Below are 16,079 nucleotides of genomic sequence, written 5' to 3'. Positions count from 1 at the left end.
TTTTGTTTAAAGTGTTCCTGCCGCTACATACCGTGATCCCCAATAGCCGCCACGGAACGATTCTTTGACGACTCTTCCATAGTACGAGTTCGCATTGATCATCGTACTGCCATCAACAGCGATCCCAACGTGCTGAATACCACTACCGTGTGTAAAGAAGACGAGGTCCCCTGCACCAGGAGCTGTACGTTTCGTCGATGAATACTGAGCAGCTGCCGTACGCGGAAGTGATTTCCCAAGCGCTCGATAGACGTAACTTGTGAACCCTGAGCAATCGAAGCTAACTGGTCCTGTCGCACCAAAAACATAAGGACGTCCTTTAAGACCTTCCGCTACCGATACGATTGTTGCCCCTGTTTTGCTCAATCCTTTTGTTACTTTAGCGTTATATGCTTTCGTGTATGTAGATGCGATGTAAGCAGCTTTCCCTTGATGACGAATTTGATACCATTCTTTGACCTGACCCACGACTGTCACGGCTTGACCGAGTTTCAATTGTCCAACTCGTTTACTAGATACAGCAGCTTTTGCACGAATATTCAATACATCCACCGATACAACTACTTTTTTACTTGTTGCAGCTTGCGACGATGACGGAACGAGCGTCCAGCTACTGATCAGTAACGTTAAAGTTAACAAAACACGAGTGACAGCTTTCATGGGTTCATTCTCCTCTTATGTATAAGTATGATGTGCATTTGAATTGTCAGATAATTTATGTTCTTATCCTATCATGTTCCAGATTTTCATCATGTTACAGTTATTTAACGTAGATCCTTTCTTGTAATACTTTTGTAATAAAACAAAAAAACAGATATGTAGAATGGCTTATTCTCACCATTTCTACATATCTGTCCGTTTTAGTGATTTAATCGTTTTTTCAAGAATCAATTGACTTCTTTTTTCGGAAACGTGCTAAGAATTCGTACACGATTGGAACGATAAGAAGTGTCAACAATGTCGAACTTGTAAGTCCACCGATGACCGTCACGCCTAATCCTTTTGAAATTAATGCGCCGCCTTCGAGTCCAAGGGCGAGTGGTGCCAGTGCGCCGATCGTCGCAAGGGCTGTCATCAAGATTGGACGTAAACGTGTACCTGCTGCATCGAGTAGTGCTTGACGCGTCGATAAACCTTCTGCTTCTTTATGAATGACACGGTCGATCAAGACGATTGCATTTGTCACGACGATCCCAATCAACATCAAGGCACCGATTAAGGACGATACAGAAATTGTCTCGCCTGTAATCAGAAGGGCAACGAGCCCACCGATGATTGCGAACGGAAGTGAGAACAAGATGACGAGTGGCGTCAATGCTCCTCCGAACGTAATGACAAGGACGAGATAGACGATGGCTACAGCTGCTGCCATTGCTAGACCGAGTTGTGTGAATGATTCTTGGATCTGTTCAGTAACTCCACCTTGCTCATACGAGACACCCGTCGGACGATCGATATTTTTGACGGATTTTTCAATCGCTTGGGAAGCTTCTGTCGCTTTGTCCGTTTTCAGTTCTGCTGTCACGGTAGCGACAAGTTTTCCATCGCGTTCGTTGAGCGAGTCAGGTGTCGTCCCTTTCTTCACTTCGACGAAATCGGATAATTTACGAACGCCAAGCGGTGTCACGACATCCGTCTCCTCCAAGTCTTGGATCGAATCATATGTCGTCTGCTCGTTTGGAACGATAACATCGAGTTCCTTCCCATCTACCTTAATAGTAGAAAGTGGTTTTTCCTCACCTTGGACATTCGCGATACCCTGTGCGAGTTGTGCTGTTGATACACCGAATTCAGCTGCTTTTTGCTGATCGACTTCGAACGTATACTGCGTATAAGCTTCTTTTAGATTTGTCGTTACTTTTCGAACATATTTCGTTTCGCCTTCAATCGCATCGACGAATTTCGGTGTAACTTTTTCTAAATCTTCAATGTTATTCGCGAAGATCGAGTACGATACACCTGATGACGCAGCTCCACCACTAAAGTCTTGCTCTTTCCATTCCCCTGTCGGAATATCAGCATTCAACTGCTTGATCGCTGTCTGTTTAACATCTGCAAAATCTTCTGTGTCCGGATCATACTGGACGATGAAGACACCTTGTTTTGTATTCCCTGGGTTCAATGGATTTTCTCCACCGACCGTGAATTGAAGATTATCAATATTTTTTTGTGTGTTGAAATAATCTTCTGCTTGGTCAGCTGCTTTTAATGAATCATCAAGTGTTTGACCTGGTTTTGGATTGTACGTGACGTAGAGTGTTTTTTCGCCTTCTTGATTCAAGAAGTTGATACCAATCGTTGGTACAAGTGCAAAACTTCCGATCAATAGTAGGACGGAAAGACCAAAGACGATGAGTTTATGGTTCAACGACCAATTCAGCATACGACGATAGCCGTTCGCTAGCTTTCCGCCTTCTTCTTTTTCTGGTTTTGGTGCCTTACCGCGCTTAAAGAGCGAGTCCGCAAACATCGGAACGACCGTGACCGCTACGATCAAGGACGCGAACAGTGCAAAAACGACTGTCAATGCGAACGGTAAGAAGAGTTCTCCGACGAATCCAGTAACAAATCCGAGTGGTAAAAATACAGCAATCGTAACGACCGTTGACGATGCGATTGGAATGAATACTTCTCGTGTTGCACTGATGATCAGTTCTTTTCCTTTTAACTTTTCTGTCGGATCCGTCAAACGGCGGTAAATATTTTCGATGACAACGATGGAATCATCAACGACTCGACCGATTGCGACCGTCATTGCTCCAAGCGTCATGATATTTAAAGAAATATCCATCTGCTTTAACACCAGAATCGCCATCAGAAGAGATAGTGGAATCGAAATGACTGCGATGATTGTTGACTTGATGTTTCGAAGGAACAGTAAGATGATGACGATGGCAAATAATGCACCAATCAGTGCCTTGCTAATCATTGTTGAAACAGATTCCTCAATTGGTTTCCCTTGATCAAGTGTCACAGATGCATTGACTGAACCGTTTTCTTTTTCAAAGTCTTTAATCGTCTGCTTCACTGCGTTGACGACATCAACCGTATTTGCGTCCTGCGACTTTGTGACTTGAACACCAATCGATCGTTCGCCATTCGAACGAGAAATCGATTCTTCAATCCCTTTGTCTTCAATCGTCGCGACTTGCGACAACGTGACAGTTGGTACTTGTGTTGGTGCTTGAGTTGCTTGTGCCGACGCAGAACCTGTCGACGGTGTCGTTTGGGATGCTGCCTCTCCTGTTGCTGATGGCGCTTGTCCTGCTTGTCCTGCTTGTCCTGCTTGTCCTGCTTGTCCTGCTTGTCCTGCTTGTCCTGCTTGTCCTGCTTCAGGAGTATTCGCTACTGGCGGTGTATATGGAAGACGAAGATCTTTTAATTCCTTGACCGTCGTTGCTTTTCCATCCAGTACGACCGCTTGTTCCTTATCCCCTAGTTCGTATAAGCCAAGCGCTAAACGTGAATCATTAGCTTGAATTAATTGTTTCGCATTCTCTTCTGTTAAACCGTAACGTTCGAGTTTTTTCTCATCAAATTGAATCTCAATTCGACGAATTTCTTGACCTGCGACTTGAACCGTTTGAGCGCCTTCGATTCCCTCAAGTTTTGGCTGGAGTTCGTTTTCGACGAGTTTCGTCAACTCAGATAGAGAGCGTTCCTTGTCTGAGACAGCGAATCCGATGACTGGAAATGCATCAAAGGAAATCCGTGAAACTTGTGGTTCCTGGACACCTTCTGGTAACTCTACGTTTGAAAGAGCTTCTTTTACCTTTTGCTCTGCCTCTTCCATATCCGTACTGAAGTTGTAGTCAATTTGTAAGTTCGATGCATTTTGGAAGGACGTCGAACGTACGGTATCGACGCCTGGTAAATTTTCGACCTTACTTTCAAGTTCTCGGCTGACTTCATCTAAAACCTGTTCGGGTGTAGCACCTGGATAAATCGTCGTCACGGACACAGTTGGTGTCGTGATGTCTGGCAACGTCTCAAGCTTCATCGATGTTCCCGCATAAATGCCGGCAACCGTGATGATGATCGTCATGAGCCAGAGGGCAAACTTGTTGTTCACCGAAAACTGGATGATCTTTTTCATCGTATGGTTCTCCCTCACTCTTCAATTTGTTTATCTAATTGTCGTGCACGTTCTATTAATTGCTGAATCAATCGTTGTCGGACACTCGGTGACGGTGCACCAAACTGAAAATGCTCTGACAGTTTCAAACCGTCTAATGTAAAGCGAATCGATAACACTTCAACCGGATCCATCTGTTCTGTCAGTTGGCGGAAAAAATGCTCAACTTGTCGCTTTCGCTCCTCGACGAACGTCGCGTGATCTTTTAACAAGGACAATAAGTAAAGAAGCGCATCCATATCGAGATGGAACTCTTCTTGTTGCTGGATTTGCAGCGTCACGAACGCTTCCATTGGTCCCATCGTCAACTGATGCTGTTCATACAGTTCGAATTGACGTGCTTCTTGCGCTTCGATGACTCCCATCAGCAGCGCTTCTTTCGAAGCAAAGTGATACAACAATCCACCCTTAGAGACATTCGATTGTTTCGCGACTTCATCGAGCGTTAGTTGCGTAAAGCCTTGATGTAATATGATCGCCGTCGTTGCTTCGAGAATCCGGCGACGTGTCTCTTGTGCTTTTGCACTAGCCAAAAGTCTCCCCCTTTTCTTATTTGTTTTTTACTGTACCGTCTGGACGGTTTCTTTTTACAGTGTACGGATTCTCATTTCGAGATGCAATCGCTTTGCTTATGTTTCACGTGAAACTTTCGTGAACAAAAAAAAACGCTTACGTCTCTCATTGTACGTAAGCGTTTTTAAGTAGATTATTCGTCTGCTTCTCGTGCACTTTCTCGTAACGCCGCTTGCATCGTTTCGAATAGATGACGCTCCCGTAGTACTTGTACCCCACGATCCGTCGGTCCACCAGGTGCCGCAACATCTGCAATGAGACGATCCGTACTCGCTTCGGATCGCATAAGAATTTCAGCCGAACCTTTCATCGCTTGAGCAACAATCCGACGTGCATTTCCTGAGTCAAAACCAGCATCCGTTAAAACAGGTACCATGCCAGCTACGATTTCATAGAAGAAAGCAGGACTACATCCAGCCGCCGCCATGAACGCTGGCATCGTTGCTTCATTTGCCTCTGCAATCTCTCCGACCCGTTCAAATAATGCCTCGACTACACTTCGGTTCTCTTCGTTCACACGTGAGCCGAACCATAGTCCAGTCATTCCTAGGCAATGCGAAACCGGTGTATTCGGCATGGCAGCGACTGTCGGACATTTTGCCAACTGTTCGATTTCATTCGGTGTGATATGTGCTGCAATCGAAACAATCGTCTGGTTCGTCCATTGTTGACTTGCTACGTAGTCGAGAACGCCGCCTGGTTGCATACCAAGCATGACGATATCGTACAAAGTGACGTCTTCCTGTTCGACCGTCTGAACACCGTGTCGTGCTGCTACTTCCGTCAGGCGTGTTCCACCACTTCGATTCGTCATCGTAATATCTTCTCGGGCAAATCCAGAAGCGACCCATCCTTGAACGAGCGCCTCACTCATTGCGCCAGCTCCTACTACTAATAATTTCATCGTCTATCCTTCCTTTCCCTCAAAAAAAGACCAGTCATGAACTGGTCTTGTGCGGGTCCATTATACACGAACGGCTAAATCTTCGACAGCGACGACACGAAGTCCCTTTTCGTCGAGCTTCTTGACGATTTTCTTCTTCGTCTTTTCGTCACAATCCGTCGGTAACGTAATCAATACCCGACGCATGACACTACTTTTTGCATCAAGCGTCATGAGACTCGCAACTGTTGAATACTTGTTGACGATCTTCGAAATCTTCTCGAGTGCCCCTTTTTGTTCACTTAATGCTACTGTCAGAACGTAACTTCCAGAATCACGATTCCACGCTTCTTCAAGCATTCCGAGCATCTTTCCATGCGGTAAGATACCGAAGAAATGACCATCATCATTTAAGACCGCAATATACGGTAATTCTTTGATCGAGAAAAAGACTTCAAAGAAATTACTTCCTGTATAGATATATTTGGATGTATTCTTAATCAGCGACATGACGTTATCGTCTAAACTGCCACCATTCATCCCATGCCGATAGATATGCATTTTATAGATGTTCCCCTTGAAGTCTTGGCCTGTTTGATCAAGAACAGGAACACAACGATATCCGGTCTTTTCAAGCGTGTCGAGTGCTTCGCGGATCGTTGCGGTTTCAGAAATCGTGACACATTGATGCTTTGGGATACATAAACTTTGAACGAGCATAATAAAAACCTCCTCTTTTACCTACTTACGCAGACTTAATCATACCATTCGATTTTCGTGCGCTATATCCTCTTTTCCCACTTCTCATGCGATTCTACTCTTACAATCACAAGACAATCTCTTGCAATTACAATACAATACAACCAATTTCAACAGAGTACATAATACAACGTCTATTGTCAGACAATTTATTAAATCTACAATCCTCTTCACATTAAGATTTATTAAGATTTCGTAAAGACGCTTCATAAATGTATTCTTTTACAATATCGTCTGCTACAATCGAACTCGTGAAGTGACTTCACTATATTCTATTCTTGTTCTTAATATGGAGGCAGAAGAAATGTTTAGTAAAAAACAAGATCCATTTGCAGTGAAATTATCAGAAATCGCAGGACACTTAAAAACGACTTCGCAATTCTTCGTTGACTTTAAAATCAACGGCATCGCGGATGTAAAAGAATTTGCCCATAAAGTAAAAGACTTCGAAACAGCTGGAGACGACTTGATGCACCAGTTGATCATCGACTTGAACAATGCGTTCATCACACCGATCGACCGTGAAGACTTACTCGCGCTTGCTAACGCACTCGATGACGTCTTAGACGGATTTGAAGAATGTTCAGCTATTTTTGAAATCTACAATATCGTTCAAGCAGACGAACACATGATCAAATTCGTCGATGAAATCAACATCGCTGTCTCAGAACTCGCAATGGCGATGGATCTTCTTGTTGCCCGTAAATTGCAACCGATGCGTGAACACGTCATTAAAATCAAAGAACAAGAAACGATTTGTGATAACTTACGTCGTAAATCAATCAAAGCATTGTTCGCAACAGAAACAGATCCAATCAAAATCATTCAATACAAAGAAATTTATGAATCGCTCGAATCAATCGCGGACTACTGCCAAGATGCAGCTAACGTCATTGAAACGATCATCATGAAAAACGCTTAAGTGAGGAGCTAACGAGATGGATAGCCTGTTTATTATCACCGCCATAATCGTGATTCTCGCACTTAGCTTTGACTTCATCAACGGTTTCCACGATACGGCGAACTCAATCGCAACTGCTGTATCGACTCGTGCTTTGAAACCACGTCATGCCATCGTTTTGGCAGCATCGATGAACTTCCTAGGTGCGATCACGTTCACTGGAGTCGCAAAAACGATTTCCGGTGATATCGTTGACCCGTCAACGCTTGAACATGGGAGCTATGTCGTCATCGCTGCCTTACTTTCAGCGATTGCCTGGAACCTTTTGACTTGGTACTTCGGTATTCCGTCAAGTTCGTCGCATACACTGATCGGTTCAATTGCCGGTGCCGCTGTGGCATCTGTCGGGTTCGGTGGAATCGAAGCAAAAGGCTTCTTGAAAATCGTTCAAGCCTTGCTCATTTCACCAGTTCTTGCATTCACACTTGGTTTCATCGTCTATGCAATCTTTAAGGTCATCTTTAAAAAAGGGAACTTGGCGAAGACGAATCGTCGCTTCCGTCATGTTCAAATTGCAACTGCTGCTTTGCAGTCGTATACACACGGTACGAACGACGCACAAAAAGCGATGGGGATCATTACACTCGCCTTGATTTCGTCTGGTTTCCAAACAGATCACGAAGTTGCTACTTGGGTTAAACTCTCTTGTGCGATTGCAATGGGTCTCGGAACATCTGTCGGCGGATGGCGCATCATTAAAACTGTCGGTGGTCAAATCATGAAAATTCGTCCAGTCAATGGTGTCGCAGCTGACTTAACATCAGCAGCGATCATCTTTGGGGCAACAGCGATTCATCTTCCGGTTTCGACGACACACGTCATCTCTTCTGCCATCTTGGGTGTAGGTACATCACACCGTAAGAAAGGTGTCAAATGGGGAACTGCCCAACGTATGCTCATTACGTGGGTCATCACATTGCCGATTTCAATGGCTTTAGCTGCTATGATTTACTACATTCTCGACTTCTTATTCATTAAATAAAGACTTGCCCCACCTAGTCAAAACAGGTGGGGTTTTGTGCATATTAAAAGCGTCGACAGTTGTTGTTTTTCCCATAATTCGCTATGATGAAGAGCAAGAAGGATTGTCTATTTCTTTAGGAGGAATGCCCCATGACAAAACGTAAAGCCTTAACGATTGCTGGTTCCGATACGAGTGGTGGAGCTGGTATTCAAGCTGATTTGAAAACATTCCAAGAACTTGGTGTCTATGGAATGAATGCCTTGACGGTCATCGTCGCACAAGACCCTGATCACTCTTGGCACCATGCGGTTTACCCAATCGACACAGAACTCGTCCGGACACAAATCCACACGGTCCTTGGAGGTATTGGTGTTGATGCGATGAAAACGGGAATGCTCCCGACTGTCGAAATCATTGAAGCTGTTGCCGAAAAAATTAAATCTTCTGGCGTCCAAAACGTCGTGATTGATCCTGTCATGGTCTGTAAAGGCGAAGACGAGGTGTTGAACCCTGATACAGCGAATGCGCTTCGTGATGTTTTGACACCGCTTGCGACTGTCGTTACACCGAACGTCTTCGAAGCAGGACAATTGTCTGGTCTCGGCAAAACGCCGTCAACGATTGACGAGATGAAACTCGCAGCAGCGCGGATTCACGAAAAAGGTGCGCAATACGTTCTTGTCAAAGGTGGCAGTAAGATTGACCATCCACAAGCAGTTGACGTGCTTTATGACGGAAAAGAGTTTATCCTGATTGAGGACGAACGAATCGAGACACCGTACACGCACGGTGCTGGCTGCACGTACTCTGCAGCAATCACGGCCGAACTCGCAAAAGGTGCATCGGTAGAAGCTGCTGTCCGTACAGCAAAATCTTTCATCACTTCTGCGATTCGTCATTCATTCCGTTTGAATGAATACGTTGGACCAACTGATCACGCTGCACATCGTACAGTCCAGTCTTGATCCGCTCAAGAAGTCCGCGATATCCGCGGGCTTCTTTCTGTATAGGAGAGGAGAATAATTTATGCAAGCCATTGATTTACAAGAGATTCAACGCTATATCGACGCGCATGCGAATACACCGTTATATGTACATGTCGAAACGACGAACGGGGCATACGCCACGCACCAAGATCCAACATTCCATAGTGCAGGTATGTTTTTCCGTAACGCGGAAATCACTTACGAACGCGGTTTGATCACAGGAAACGGACCTTACCGGATTGGTCTTAAGCTAGCACATGGTTGGTTATATGGAGAAGGCTTGACCGACTTCGAATTCGCTGGTGATCAATTGTTGATCGCGGGACATGATGTCGAAGGACGCCTTGCAATTGCTTTTGAACTCAGCCCGACTCCATTCGCTCTAGGTGCAGAGGAGGTAGACGCATGACACACGAAGATCATTTACTTGTCGTCTTCCCTCACCCGGATGACGAAGCATTCAGTTCTGCCGGAACGATCATCGAACACGCAGAAAATCGCGGTCCTGTCACGTATGCTTGTTTAACGCTTGGTGAGATGGGACGCAACATGGGACGTCCTGTCTTTACGAACCGGGAACAGCTCGCGACGATCCGGAAGCGTGAGTTGATTGATGCTGCTGAAAAAATGAAAATCTCGGATCTCCAAATGTGGGGACTTCGCGATAAAACGGTTGAATTCGAGGATGAAGCGGCGCTTGCTGACCGGATCCTTGCCTTGATTCAACAGACACGACCGACTCGTTTAATTTCATTCTATCCGGGTTACGCGGTCCATCCCGATCATGAAGCGACAGCTCGCGCCGTCGTTCGTGCACTTCGGATGATGGATGCTTCCGATCGCCCAGAATTCCTTGCTGTCGCTTTTGCAAATAATACAAAAGAAGAGCTCGGAGAAGGAACATTCATTCATGATGTCAGTGCCTACACGGATCAAAAAATTAAAGCACTCGAAGCACATGCTTCACAAACAGGTGGACTGATGAAAGTCATCTCGCAAGACTCGAACATTCGTGACCTGCTCGTCAAAGAACGTTATTATCACTATCCGCTGTAATCTTCTTTTTAAGAGATGCGTATCGTCAGATCGACGATACGCATCTCTTTTTTTGTCTTCTTCAGAAAACGTCGACTTTTCGAACGGCTTCTGCTAGTGTGAATAGTTGAGACTACGTCTCCGGAGTTCGTAACCTCCTCCGTTATAAAAACTAGGAATGGAAGTGTACATTATGAAAAAAGAACGTGCTCTTGTCGTCTTTAGTGGCGGCCAAGACTCAACGACTTGTCTGTTTCAAGCATTGAAACAGTACGAAGAAGTCGAAGTCGTGACGTTTAATTACGGACAACGTCATGCACAAGAACTCGAAGTCGCACGCGACATCGCCTCAGAGCTCGGTGTCAAACACCATGAGCTTGATCTCTCTCTTCTCAGTCAACTAACGAGTAACGCCTTGACTGACCACAGCCAAACCATCACGACGAACGAAGATGGTCTCCCTTCTACTTTTGTAGATGGACGGAACCACCTGTTTCTTTCGTTCGCAGCCGTCCTTGCTAAAGGACGTGGGATTCGTCACATCGTTACTGGCGTATGTGAAACGGACTTTTCCGGTTATCCCGACTGCCGTGATGCCTTCATCAAGTCACTGAACGTGACATTGAACCTTGCGATGGACTATCCATTCGTACTTCACACGCCACTCATGTGGCTCGACAAAAAGGAAACATGGGCGCTTGCTGACTCACTCGGTGCGTTTGATTTCGTTCGGAATCGGACATTGACGTGTTACAACGGCGTCATTGGAGATGGTTGCGGTGAATGCCCAGCCTGTGAATTACGTAAAAATGGATTAGATGCATACATCAAGGAGGTTCAACACACATGACATTCAATTACGAAGCACCCGAAACGGTCGAGCGCCCGACTGGCGACTCGCTTATCTATACAAAATCTCGCGTTATGATCGTCAAAAAACTGACGTTCGACGCAGCGCACCACCTCTATGATTACGATGGAAAATGCCGTGCGCTTCACGGTCACACATACCATGTCGATATGGGGATTAGTGGTTTTCTGGATCACCGCGGTATGACACTCGACTTTGGCGATCTTAAAAAAATCTTTAAAACGCATCTTGAGCCGCTTCTCGATCACCGCTATTTGAATGAATCGTTACCTTACATGAATACGACAGCTGAAAACATGGCGGCGTGGATTTTTGAGACACTCGGTCAACACCTTCCAGACGAACGTGGACTTCGTGTCGAATTCGTCAAACTCTATGAGACACCGACTGCTTTTGCTGAAGTCCGTCGTGAGTGGATGAACGAAGCATGAGTGCCTTAACGAAAACGCCAAAAATTCCAGTTCTCGAAATCTTCGGACCAACGTTTCAAGGAGAAGGACGCTCGATTGGTCAAAAGACGATGTTCGTCCGGACCGGTGGTTGCGACTATTCCTGTTCGTGGTGTGACTCTGCCTTCACATGGGATGGTTCTGAAAAACCAGAACTGTTAACGGCTGAGACGATCATTGAACGCCTTGATGCGCTCGGCTCTTACGGACATGTCACGATTTCTGGCGGGAATCCGTTACTTCATGCTTCAATCGGTACATTGGTTTTAGCATTAAAAGAACGAAATATCACGATGTCGGTTGAGACACAAGGTTCCTACTGGCAAAATTGGTTACTCGATATCGATGACGTCACGCTCAGCCCTAAACCACCTTCTAGTGGGATGAAGATTGATTTTGATCGTTTGGATGTCTTTTTCAAACGTTTACCGGAACAACAACGCGCCGTTAAAATCGTCATTTTTGATGAGGCAGACCTTGACTTCGCAGCGATGATTTCAGAGCGATATGCTTTAAAAACACTCTATTTATCACTCGGAAATCCCGATCCGCACGAAGAAGGAACGATCGCTCCACGTATGCTACATGATTTAAAAACACTATGGGAACGCGTTGCTCGTGATGAACGCTTTAATCATGCACGTGTCCTACCACAACTACACGCCCTCGTTTTCGCGAACGATCGTGGCGTCTAAGGAGAAATGATTCATGCGCCCTGAAGATTTAAACGACTTATCGTTACTCGGCCAAAAAGCCGTCCCATACATTTTTGAGTACCAACCTGAAGTTCTCGAAGCATTCCCGAACCGTCACCCGGAAAATGATTACTTCGTAAAATTCAATGCACCAGAATTTACGAGCCTTTGCCCGATCACGAATCAACCGGACTTCGCGACAATCTACATCTCGTATATCCCGGATGAAAAACTCGTCGAATCAAAGTCACTCAAATTGTATCTATTCAGCTTCCGCAACCACGGTGACTTCCACGAGAACTGCATCAACGTCATCGGAAAAGACCTCGTGAAGTTGATGGAACCGCGCTACCTCGAAGTATGGGGGAAATTTACGCCACGTGGTGGAATTTCGATTGACCCGTACTACAACTATGGGAAACCTGGTACAAAATATGAGCAGATGGCAGAGCACCGCCTGTTTAATCACGATCTCTATCCTGAGACTATTGATAATCGTTAAGCAACTAAAAGAGGAACAGTGGATTTTTCCACTGTTCCTCTTTTTCATACATATTAACTTGATGGGATGTCAATCAAGGTCGTACTGTTTTGCTGACGGATGACTTCAGGTGGCCAGATGTGTCGAAGCAAATGATCCGAAGGAACATGTAAGGCACGAGCCAGTCGCTCAATCATCGAAAAAGACGGATGCGCAATGCTATTTTCGATACGTTGAATCATCTCGGGTGTCGTTTCGGTCAATTCAGCCAGTGTATGCTGATCGAATTGGTGACGTTCTCGTAATGTACGAATCCGCTGACCATACTGCCCGATTGGTTGAATCACTTCTTTCATCCGCCAAACATCCTTTCTTTTTTGAAACCAGACAACGTTCACTGTAGTCTTATTCCCACTTTTTTAAAATTTGAATACCTTTCCGAATTAACATTTTTCTATCGAAATTTAATTTCAAATATTTTTCTTGTAAAACACTAGCTTTTTAAAAAGTTATCGCTTACAATTCTATATGCAAACGGTTGCATTAATCGCTTACATTATTGCACTGTTCTTACACACATATTAGAGAAAAAGAGATAAAAAAGGAGTGAATGATCTTGAAAAATGCTATTTCGTTCGATTTTTGGCAAAAACTCGGTAAAGCGTTGATGGTCGTCATCGCTGTCATGCCTGCTGCAGGTATCATGATTTCGGTCGGTAAATTGATCGGTATGTATGGTGGCGACATCGTATTAATGCAAACGATTGCTCGGATTGTTGAGGATTTAGGTTGGGCTATCATTACGAATCTCCACGTCCTATTCGCCGTCGCGATTGGTGGATCGTGGGCAAAAGAGCGTGCTGGCGGTGCCTTCGCTGCCTTACTTGCTTTCATTCTGATCAACCGTGTCACTGGAGCTATCTTTGGTGTCAACGCCGCAATGGTCACGGATCCGAAAGCAACCGTCAATTCATTACTTGGTTCTGAGCTTATCGTAAAAGATTATTTCACTTCTGTACTCGGTGCACCCGCACTGAACATGGGGGTCTTCGTCGGAATCATCTCCGGTTTCCTAGGTGCTGTTCTCTTTAATAAATTTTATAACTTTAGCAAGCTACCGGATGCGCTTGCCTTCTTCAACGGAAAGCGTTTCGTCCCATTCGTCGTCATCGGTGGATCGGTAGTTGCAGCATTCGTACTGTCACTCGTTTGGCCGTTCGTCCAAGGATTATTGAATGACTTCGGTCGCTGGATCGCCTCTTCGCGTGATTCCGCACCAATCGTCGCACCGTTCGTTTACGGAACACTTGAACGTCTATTGCTTCCGTTCGGTTTGCACCATATGTTGACTGTACCAATGAACTACACGGAATTAGGTGGAACGTACAAAATCCTGACAGGTGCTGCTCAAGGATCAACCGTTGCAGGACAAGATCCGCTTTGGCTCGCTTGGATCACTGACCTTGTCAACTTGAAACAAGCTGGCAACACACAAGGATACAATGATTTAATCAACAGCGTCGTTCCTGCCCGCTTCAAAGAAGGACAAGTCGTCACGTCACTTGCCTCTTTGATTGGTGTCGCTGTCGCAATGTACATGTCAGTCGATGAAGATAAGAAAAAGGCGTACAAGCCGGTCTTCTTATCTGCTGGACTCGCCGTCTTCTTAACAGGTGTCACAGAGCCGATCGAATTCATGTTCATGTTCATCGCTCCTGTTCTTTATGTCATCTACGCTGTATTGACGGGTGTGGCTTTCGCACTTGCTGATATCATGCATCTTCGGATTCATGCATTCGGTGCGATTGAACTTCTGACACGGATCCCATTGATTGCAAAAGCTGGATTGATTGGTGACTTAATTCGTTTCATCGGTGTCTGTGTCTTCTTCTTCTTCTTGAACTTCTTTACGTTCCGTTTCGTCATCAAGAAGTTCAATTATGCGACACCAGGTCGTAATGGGAACTATCTGGACGATATCAACGTATCAACTATTGAGGCTTCAGGTGAGGCTGCTGCGACATCCGCTCCTGCTGATGGTTCACAAGCTTCACAAATCATTGATTTACTTGGTGGACAGCAGAACATCGAGGATGTCGATGCCTGCATGACACGTCTCCGTGTTACCGTCAAAGATCCAGCGCTTGTCGCAAAAGAAGCAGACTGGAAAGCAAACGGTGCACTCGGTCTAATCCTTAAAAACAATGGCGTGCAAGCCATCTATGGTCCAAAAGCCGATATCTTAAAATCAGATATCCAAGACCGGATTGGCGCATAAACCTGCGCGATTAGGGAACTATCTAAAGGTGAAGCTCTTTCATAAGAGTTTCACCTTTCTTATTTGAAAAATCAGGAGGACCACTCATGCGTCTACTCACACTAAACTGTCATTCATGGCAAGAAAATCAGCCACTCGAAAAATTAAACCAGATCGTCCAACAAATCCTCGCTCAAGAGTATGATGTCATCGCGTTGCAGGAAGTTAGTCAATTGATGGATACACCGATTGTCCATGATGATGTGCGCAACGATAATTTTGCTTATTTAATCCAGCAAGCCTTAAAGGAACAAGGTCACATCTACTCCCTCGTCTGGGATTTCGCCCATATCGGATACGATAAATACGAAGAAGGACTCGCCTTGTTGACGAAACACCCGATCTTGAAGTCGGACAGTTATTATGTCAGTCGTAGTCAGGATACACTCGATTGGAAATCACGGAAAATCGTCCGTGCCACGATCCAAGTCGACGGAACACCAATCACGTTCAATACCTGCCACCTCGGCTGGTGGGCAGATGAAGTCGAACCGTTCCAGGAACAGTTCAACCACTTGATGGCTCGGATGGATCCACTCGAATGGACGTTTTTCCTCGGTGACTTCAACAACGATGCCTTAGAACGAAATACAGGGTACGACTATATGATGCAACGAGGATTACACGATGTCTTCCTCCTTGCAAAGGAAACAGTCGGGATTGAGACAATCAACGGCAACATTGATGGCTGGGAAGATAATCAACAAGGATTACGAATCGATCTCGTCTTATCGAATCGTAAGATTGATGTAGAACGCGTCGGTGTTGTGTTCGATGGGGTTCACGGTGCCGTCGTTTCTGATCACTATGGTGTTGAGGTTGATATCTTGATTCAAAAAAATGAAAATTGATTGTTGACAACGCTTTCTTTTCTCCTTTATGATGAAATCAAATCAATAGTGCGGATTGTGACAGTACGGCTGGCAAGACCGAAATGACACCTCGTTAGGAGAGGTGTCATTCGGTCTTG

General features: G+C 45.2%; 17 protein-coding genes. 11 read left to right on the top strand and 6 right to left on the bottom strand.

All coding sequences use genetic code 11. The annotated features are described in order from the left end of the window. Positions 1-6: 6 nt before the first annotated feature. The 5 genes from ACV3PA_RS03400 to cbpA form a co-directional block, all read right to left on the bottom strand. Entirely contained in the window at positions 7-660 is a 654-nt protein-coding gene (locus ACV3PA_RS03400) for a C40 family peptidase (protein WP_456125624.1), read from the bottom strand. Positions 661-880: 220 nt separating this feature from the next. Then, on the bottom strand, positions 881-4,096 hold the full coding sequence (locus ACV3PA_RS03395; protein ID WP_456125623.1) for an efflux RND transporter permease subunit: 3,216 nt from the start codon (positions 4,094-4,096) through the stop codon (positions 881-883). Between the two features lie 14 nt (positions 4,097-4,110). Beyond that, the gene (locus ACV3PA_RS03390) at positions 4,111-4,668 is read right to left on the bottom strand and encodes a TetR/AcrR family transcriptional regulator (protein WP_053452094.1); all 558 of its coding nucleotides are present in this window, start codon (positions 4,666-4,668) and stop codon (positions 4,111-4,113) included. A 173-nt stretch (positions 4,669-4,841) separates the two neighbouring features. Continuing rightward, the gene (locus tag ACV3PA_RS03385) at positions 4,842-5,612 is read right to left on the bottom strand and encodes a pyrroline-5-carboxylate reductase family protein (protein WP_053452093.1); all 771 of its coding nucleotides are present in this window, start codon (positions 5,610-5,612) and stop codon (positions 4,842-4,844) included. Between the two features lie 60 nt (positions 5,613-5,672). Then, complete coding sequence (gene cbpA, locus ACV3PA_RS03380; RefSeq protein ID WP_053452092.1) at positions 5,673-6,311, bottom strand: cyclic di-AMP binding protein CbpA; 639 nt, start codon at positions 6,309-6,311, stop codon at positions 5,673-5,675. Between the two features lie 343 nt (positions 6,312-6,654). Between cbpA and ACV3PA_RS03375 the strand changes: the two genes are divergently transcribed. The 9 genes from ACV3PA_RS03375 (at position 6,655) to queF (ending at position 12,813) form a co-directional block, all read left to right on the top strand. Continuing rightward, positions 6,655-7,272 carry a DUF47 domain-containing protein gene (locus tag ACV3PA_RS03375; protein WP_053452091.1) on the top strand — a complete coding sequence of 206 codons (618 nt, stop codon included), beginning with the start codon at positions 6,655-6,657 and terminating at the stop codon, positions 7,270-7,272. Positions 7,273-7,288: 16 nt separating this feature from the next. Further along, positions 7,289-8,293, top strand: coding sequence for an inorganic phosphate transporter (locus ACV3PA_RS03370; RefSeq protein ID WP_053452090.1), 1,005 nt, complete (start codon positions 7,289-7,291; stop codon positions 8,291-8,293). Between the two features lie 131 nt (positions 8,294-8,424). After that, positions 8,425-9,240: a pyridoxine/pyridoxal/pyridoxamine kinase gene (gene pdxK / locus ACV3PA_RS03365; protein WP_053452089.1), complete on the top strand. Its 816-nt coding sequence runs from the start codon at positions 8,425-8,427 to the stop codon at positions 9,238-9,240. Positions 9,241-9,301: 61 nt separating this feature from the next. Beyond that, positions 9,302-9,670: a YojF family protein gene (locus ACV3PA_RS03360; protein WP_053452088.1), complete on the top strand. Its 369-nt coding sequence runs from the start codon at positions 9,302-9,304 to the stop codon at positions 9,668-9,670. Continuing rightward, positions 9,667-10,317, top strand: coding sequence for a bacillithiol biosynthesis deacetylase BshB2 (bshB2, locus tag ACV3PA_RS03355; RefSeq protein WP_053452087.1), 651 nt, complete (start codon positions 9,667-9,669; stop codon positions 10,315-10,317). Before ACV3PA_RS03360 ends, bshB2 begins: the two co-directional genes overlap by 4 nt. 172 nt (positions 10,318-10,489) lie before the next feature. Beyond that, positions 10,490-11,146 (top strand): 7-cyano-7-deazaguanine synthase QueC, encoded by a 657-nt coding sequence (gene queC / locus ACV3PA_RS03350; RefSeq protein ID WP_053452086.1) that lies wholly within the window; start codon positions 10,490-10,492, stop codon positions 11,144-11,146. Then, entirely contained in the window at positions 11,143-11,598 is a 456-nt protein-coding gene (gene queD, locus ACV3PA_RS03345; RefSeq protein WP_023469724.1) for a 6-carboxytetrahydropterin synthase QueD, read from the top strand. Before queC ends, queD begins: the two co-directional genes overlap by 4 nt. Next, a complete protein-coding gene (gene queE, locus ACV3PA_RS03340) occupies positions 11,595-12,311 on the top strand; it encodes a 7-carboxy-7-deazaguanine synthase QueE (protein WP_053452085.1) in 717 nt (238 codons plus the stop codon). The genes queD and queE overlap by 4 nt, the downstream gene beginning before the upstream one ends. Positions 12,312-12,324: 13 nt before the next feature. Next, positions 12,325-12,813 (top strand): preQ(1) synthase, encoded by a 489-nt coding sequence (gene queF, locus ACV3PA_RS03335; protein WP_023469726.1) that lies wholly within the window; start codon positions 12,325-12,327, stop codon positions 12,811-12,813. Between the two features lie 53 nt (positions 12,814-12,866). Here the strand turns inward: queF and ACV3PA_RS03330 are convergent, their stop codons facing one another. Beyond that, positions 12,867-13,148: a helix-turn-helix domain-containing protein gene (locus ACV3PA_RS03330; RefSeq protein ID WP_456125622.1), complete on the bottom strand. Its 282-nt coding sequence runs from the start codon at positions 13,146-13,148 to the stop codon at positions 12,867-12,869. 311 nt (positions 13,149-13,459) lie between these two features. Between ACV3PA_RS03330 and ACV3PA_RS03325 the strand changes: the two genes are divergently transcribed. Both ACV3PA_RS03325 and ACV3PA_RS03320 read left to right on the top strand, forming a co-directional pair. Further along, complete coding sequence (locus tag ACV3PA_RS03325) at positions 13,460-15,070, top strand: PTS transporter subunit IIBC (protein WP_235504819.1); 1,611 nt, start codon at positions 13,460-13,462, stop codon at positions 15,068-15,070. A gap of 86 nt (positions 15,071-15,156) precedes the next feature. Beyond that, positions 15,157-15,960: an endonuclease/exonuclease/phosphatase family protein gene (locus tag ACV3PA_RS03320; protein ID WP_456125621.1), complete on the top strand. Its 804-nt coding sequence runs from the start codon at positions 15,157-15,159 to the stop codon at positions 15,958-15,960. Positions 15,961-16,079: the final 119 nt, after the last annotated feature.

Source organism: Exiguobacterium sp. EA-TM-5, assembly GCF_053878415.1.
Note: the sequence above shows the minus strand (reverse complement) of the source record. Positions and strands in the feature narration are given on the sequence as shown.

Excerpts from the sequence above, each read along its gene's own strand:
- ACV3PA_RS03400 (WP_456125624.1), bottom strand. The coding sequence starts at position 660 with ATGAAAGCTGTCACTCGTGTTTTGTTAACTTTAACGTTACTGATCAGT.
- ACV3PA_RS03395 (WP_456125623.1), bottom strand. The coding sequence starts at position 4,096 with ATGAAAAAGATCATCCAGTTTTCGGTGAACAACAAGTTTGCCCTCTGG.
- ACV3PA_RS03385 (WP_053452093.1), bottom strand. The coding sequence starts at position 5,612 with ATGAAATTATTAGTAGTAGGAGCTGGCGCAATGAGTGAGGCGCTCGTT.
- cbpA (WP_053452092.1), bottom strand. The coding sequence starts at position 6,311 with ATGCTCGTTCAAAGTTTATGTATCCCAAAGCATCAATGTGTCACGATT.
- ACV3PA_RS03375 (WP_053452091.1), top strand. The coding sequence starts at position 6,655 with ATGTTTAGTAAAAAACAAGATCCATTTGCAGTGAAATTATCAGAAATC.
- ACV3PA_RS03370 (WP_053452090.1), top strand. The coding sequence starts at position 7,289 with ATGGATAGCCTGTTTATTATCACCGCCATAATCGTGATTCTCGCACTT.
- pdxK (WP_053452089.1), top strand. The coding sequence starts at position 8,425 with ATGACAAAACGTAAAGCCTTAACGATTGCTGGTTCCGATACGAGTGGT.
- ACV3PA_RS03360 (WP_053452088.1), top strand. The coding sequence starts at position 9,302 with ATGCAAGCCATTGATTTACAAGAGATTCAACGCTATATCGACGCGCAT.
- bshB2 (WP_053452087.1), top strand. The coding sequence starts at position 9,667 with ATGACACACGAAGATCATTTACTTGTCGTCTTCCCTCACCCGGATGAC.
- queC (WP_053452086.1), top strand. The coding sequence starts at position 10,490 with ATGAAAAAAGAACGTGCTCTTGTCGTCTTTAGTGGCGGCCAAGACTCA.
- queD (WP_023469724.1), top strand. The coding sequence starts at position 11,143 with ATGACATTCAATTACGAAGCACCCGAAACGGTCGAGCGCCCGACTGGC.
- queE (WP_053452085.1), top strand. The coding sequence starts at position 11,595 with ATGAGTGCCTTAACGAAAACGCCAAAAATTCCAGTTCTCGAAATCTTC.
- queF (WP_023469726.1), top strand. The coding sequence starts at position 12,325 with ATGCGCCCTGAAGATTTAAACGACTTATCGTTACTCGGCCAAAAAGCC.
- ACV3PA_RS03330 (WP_456125622.1), bottom strand. The coding sequence starts at position 13,148 with ATGAAAGAAGTGATTCAACCAATCGGGCAGTATGGTCAGCGGATTCGT.
- ACV3PA_RS03325 (WP_235504819.1), top strand. The coding sequence starts at position 13,460 with ATGGTCGTCATCGCTGTCATGCCTGCTGCAGGTATCATGATTTCGGTC.
- ACV3PA_RS03320 (WP_456125621.1), top strand. The coding sequence starts at position 15,157 with ATGCGTCTACTCACACTAAACTGTCATTCATGGCAAGAAAATCAGCCA.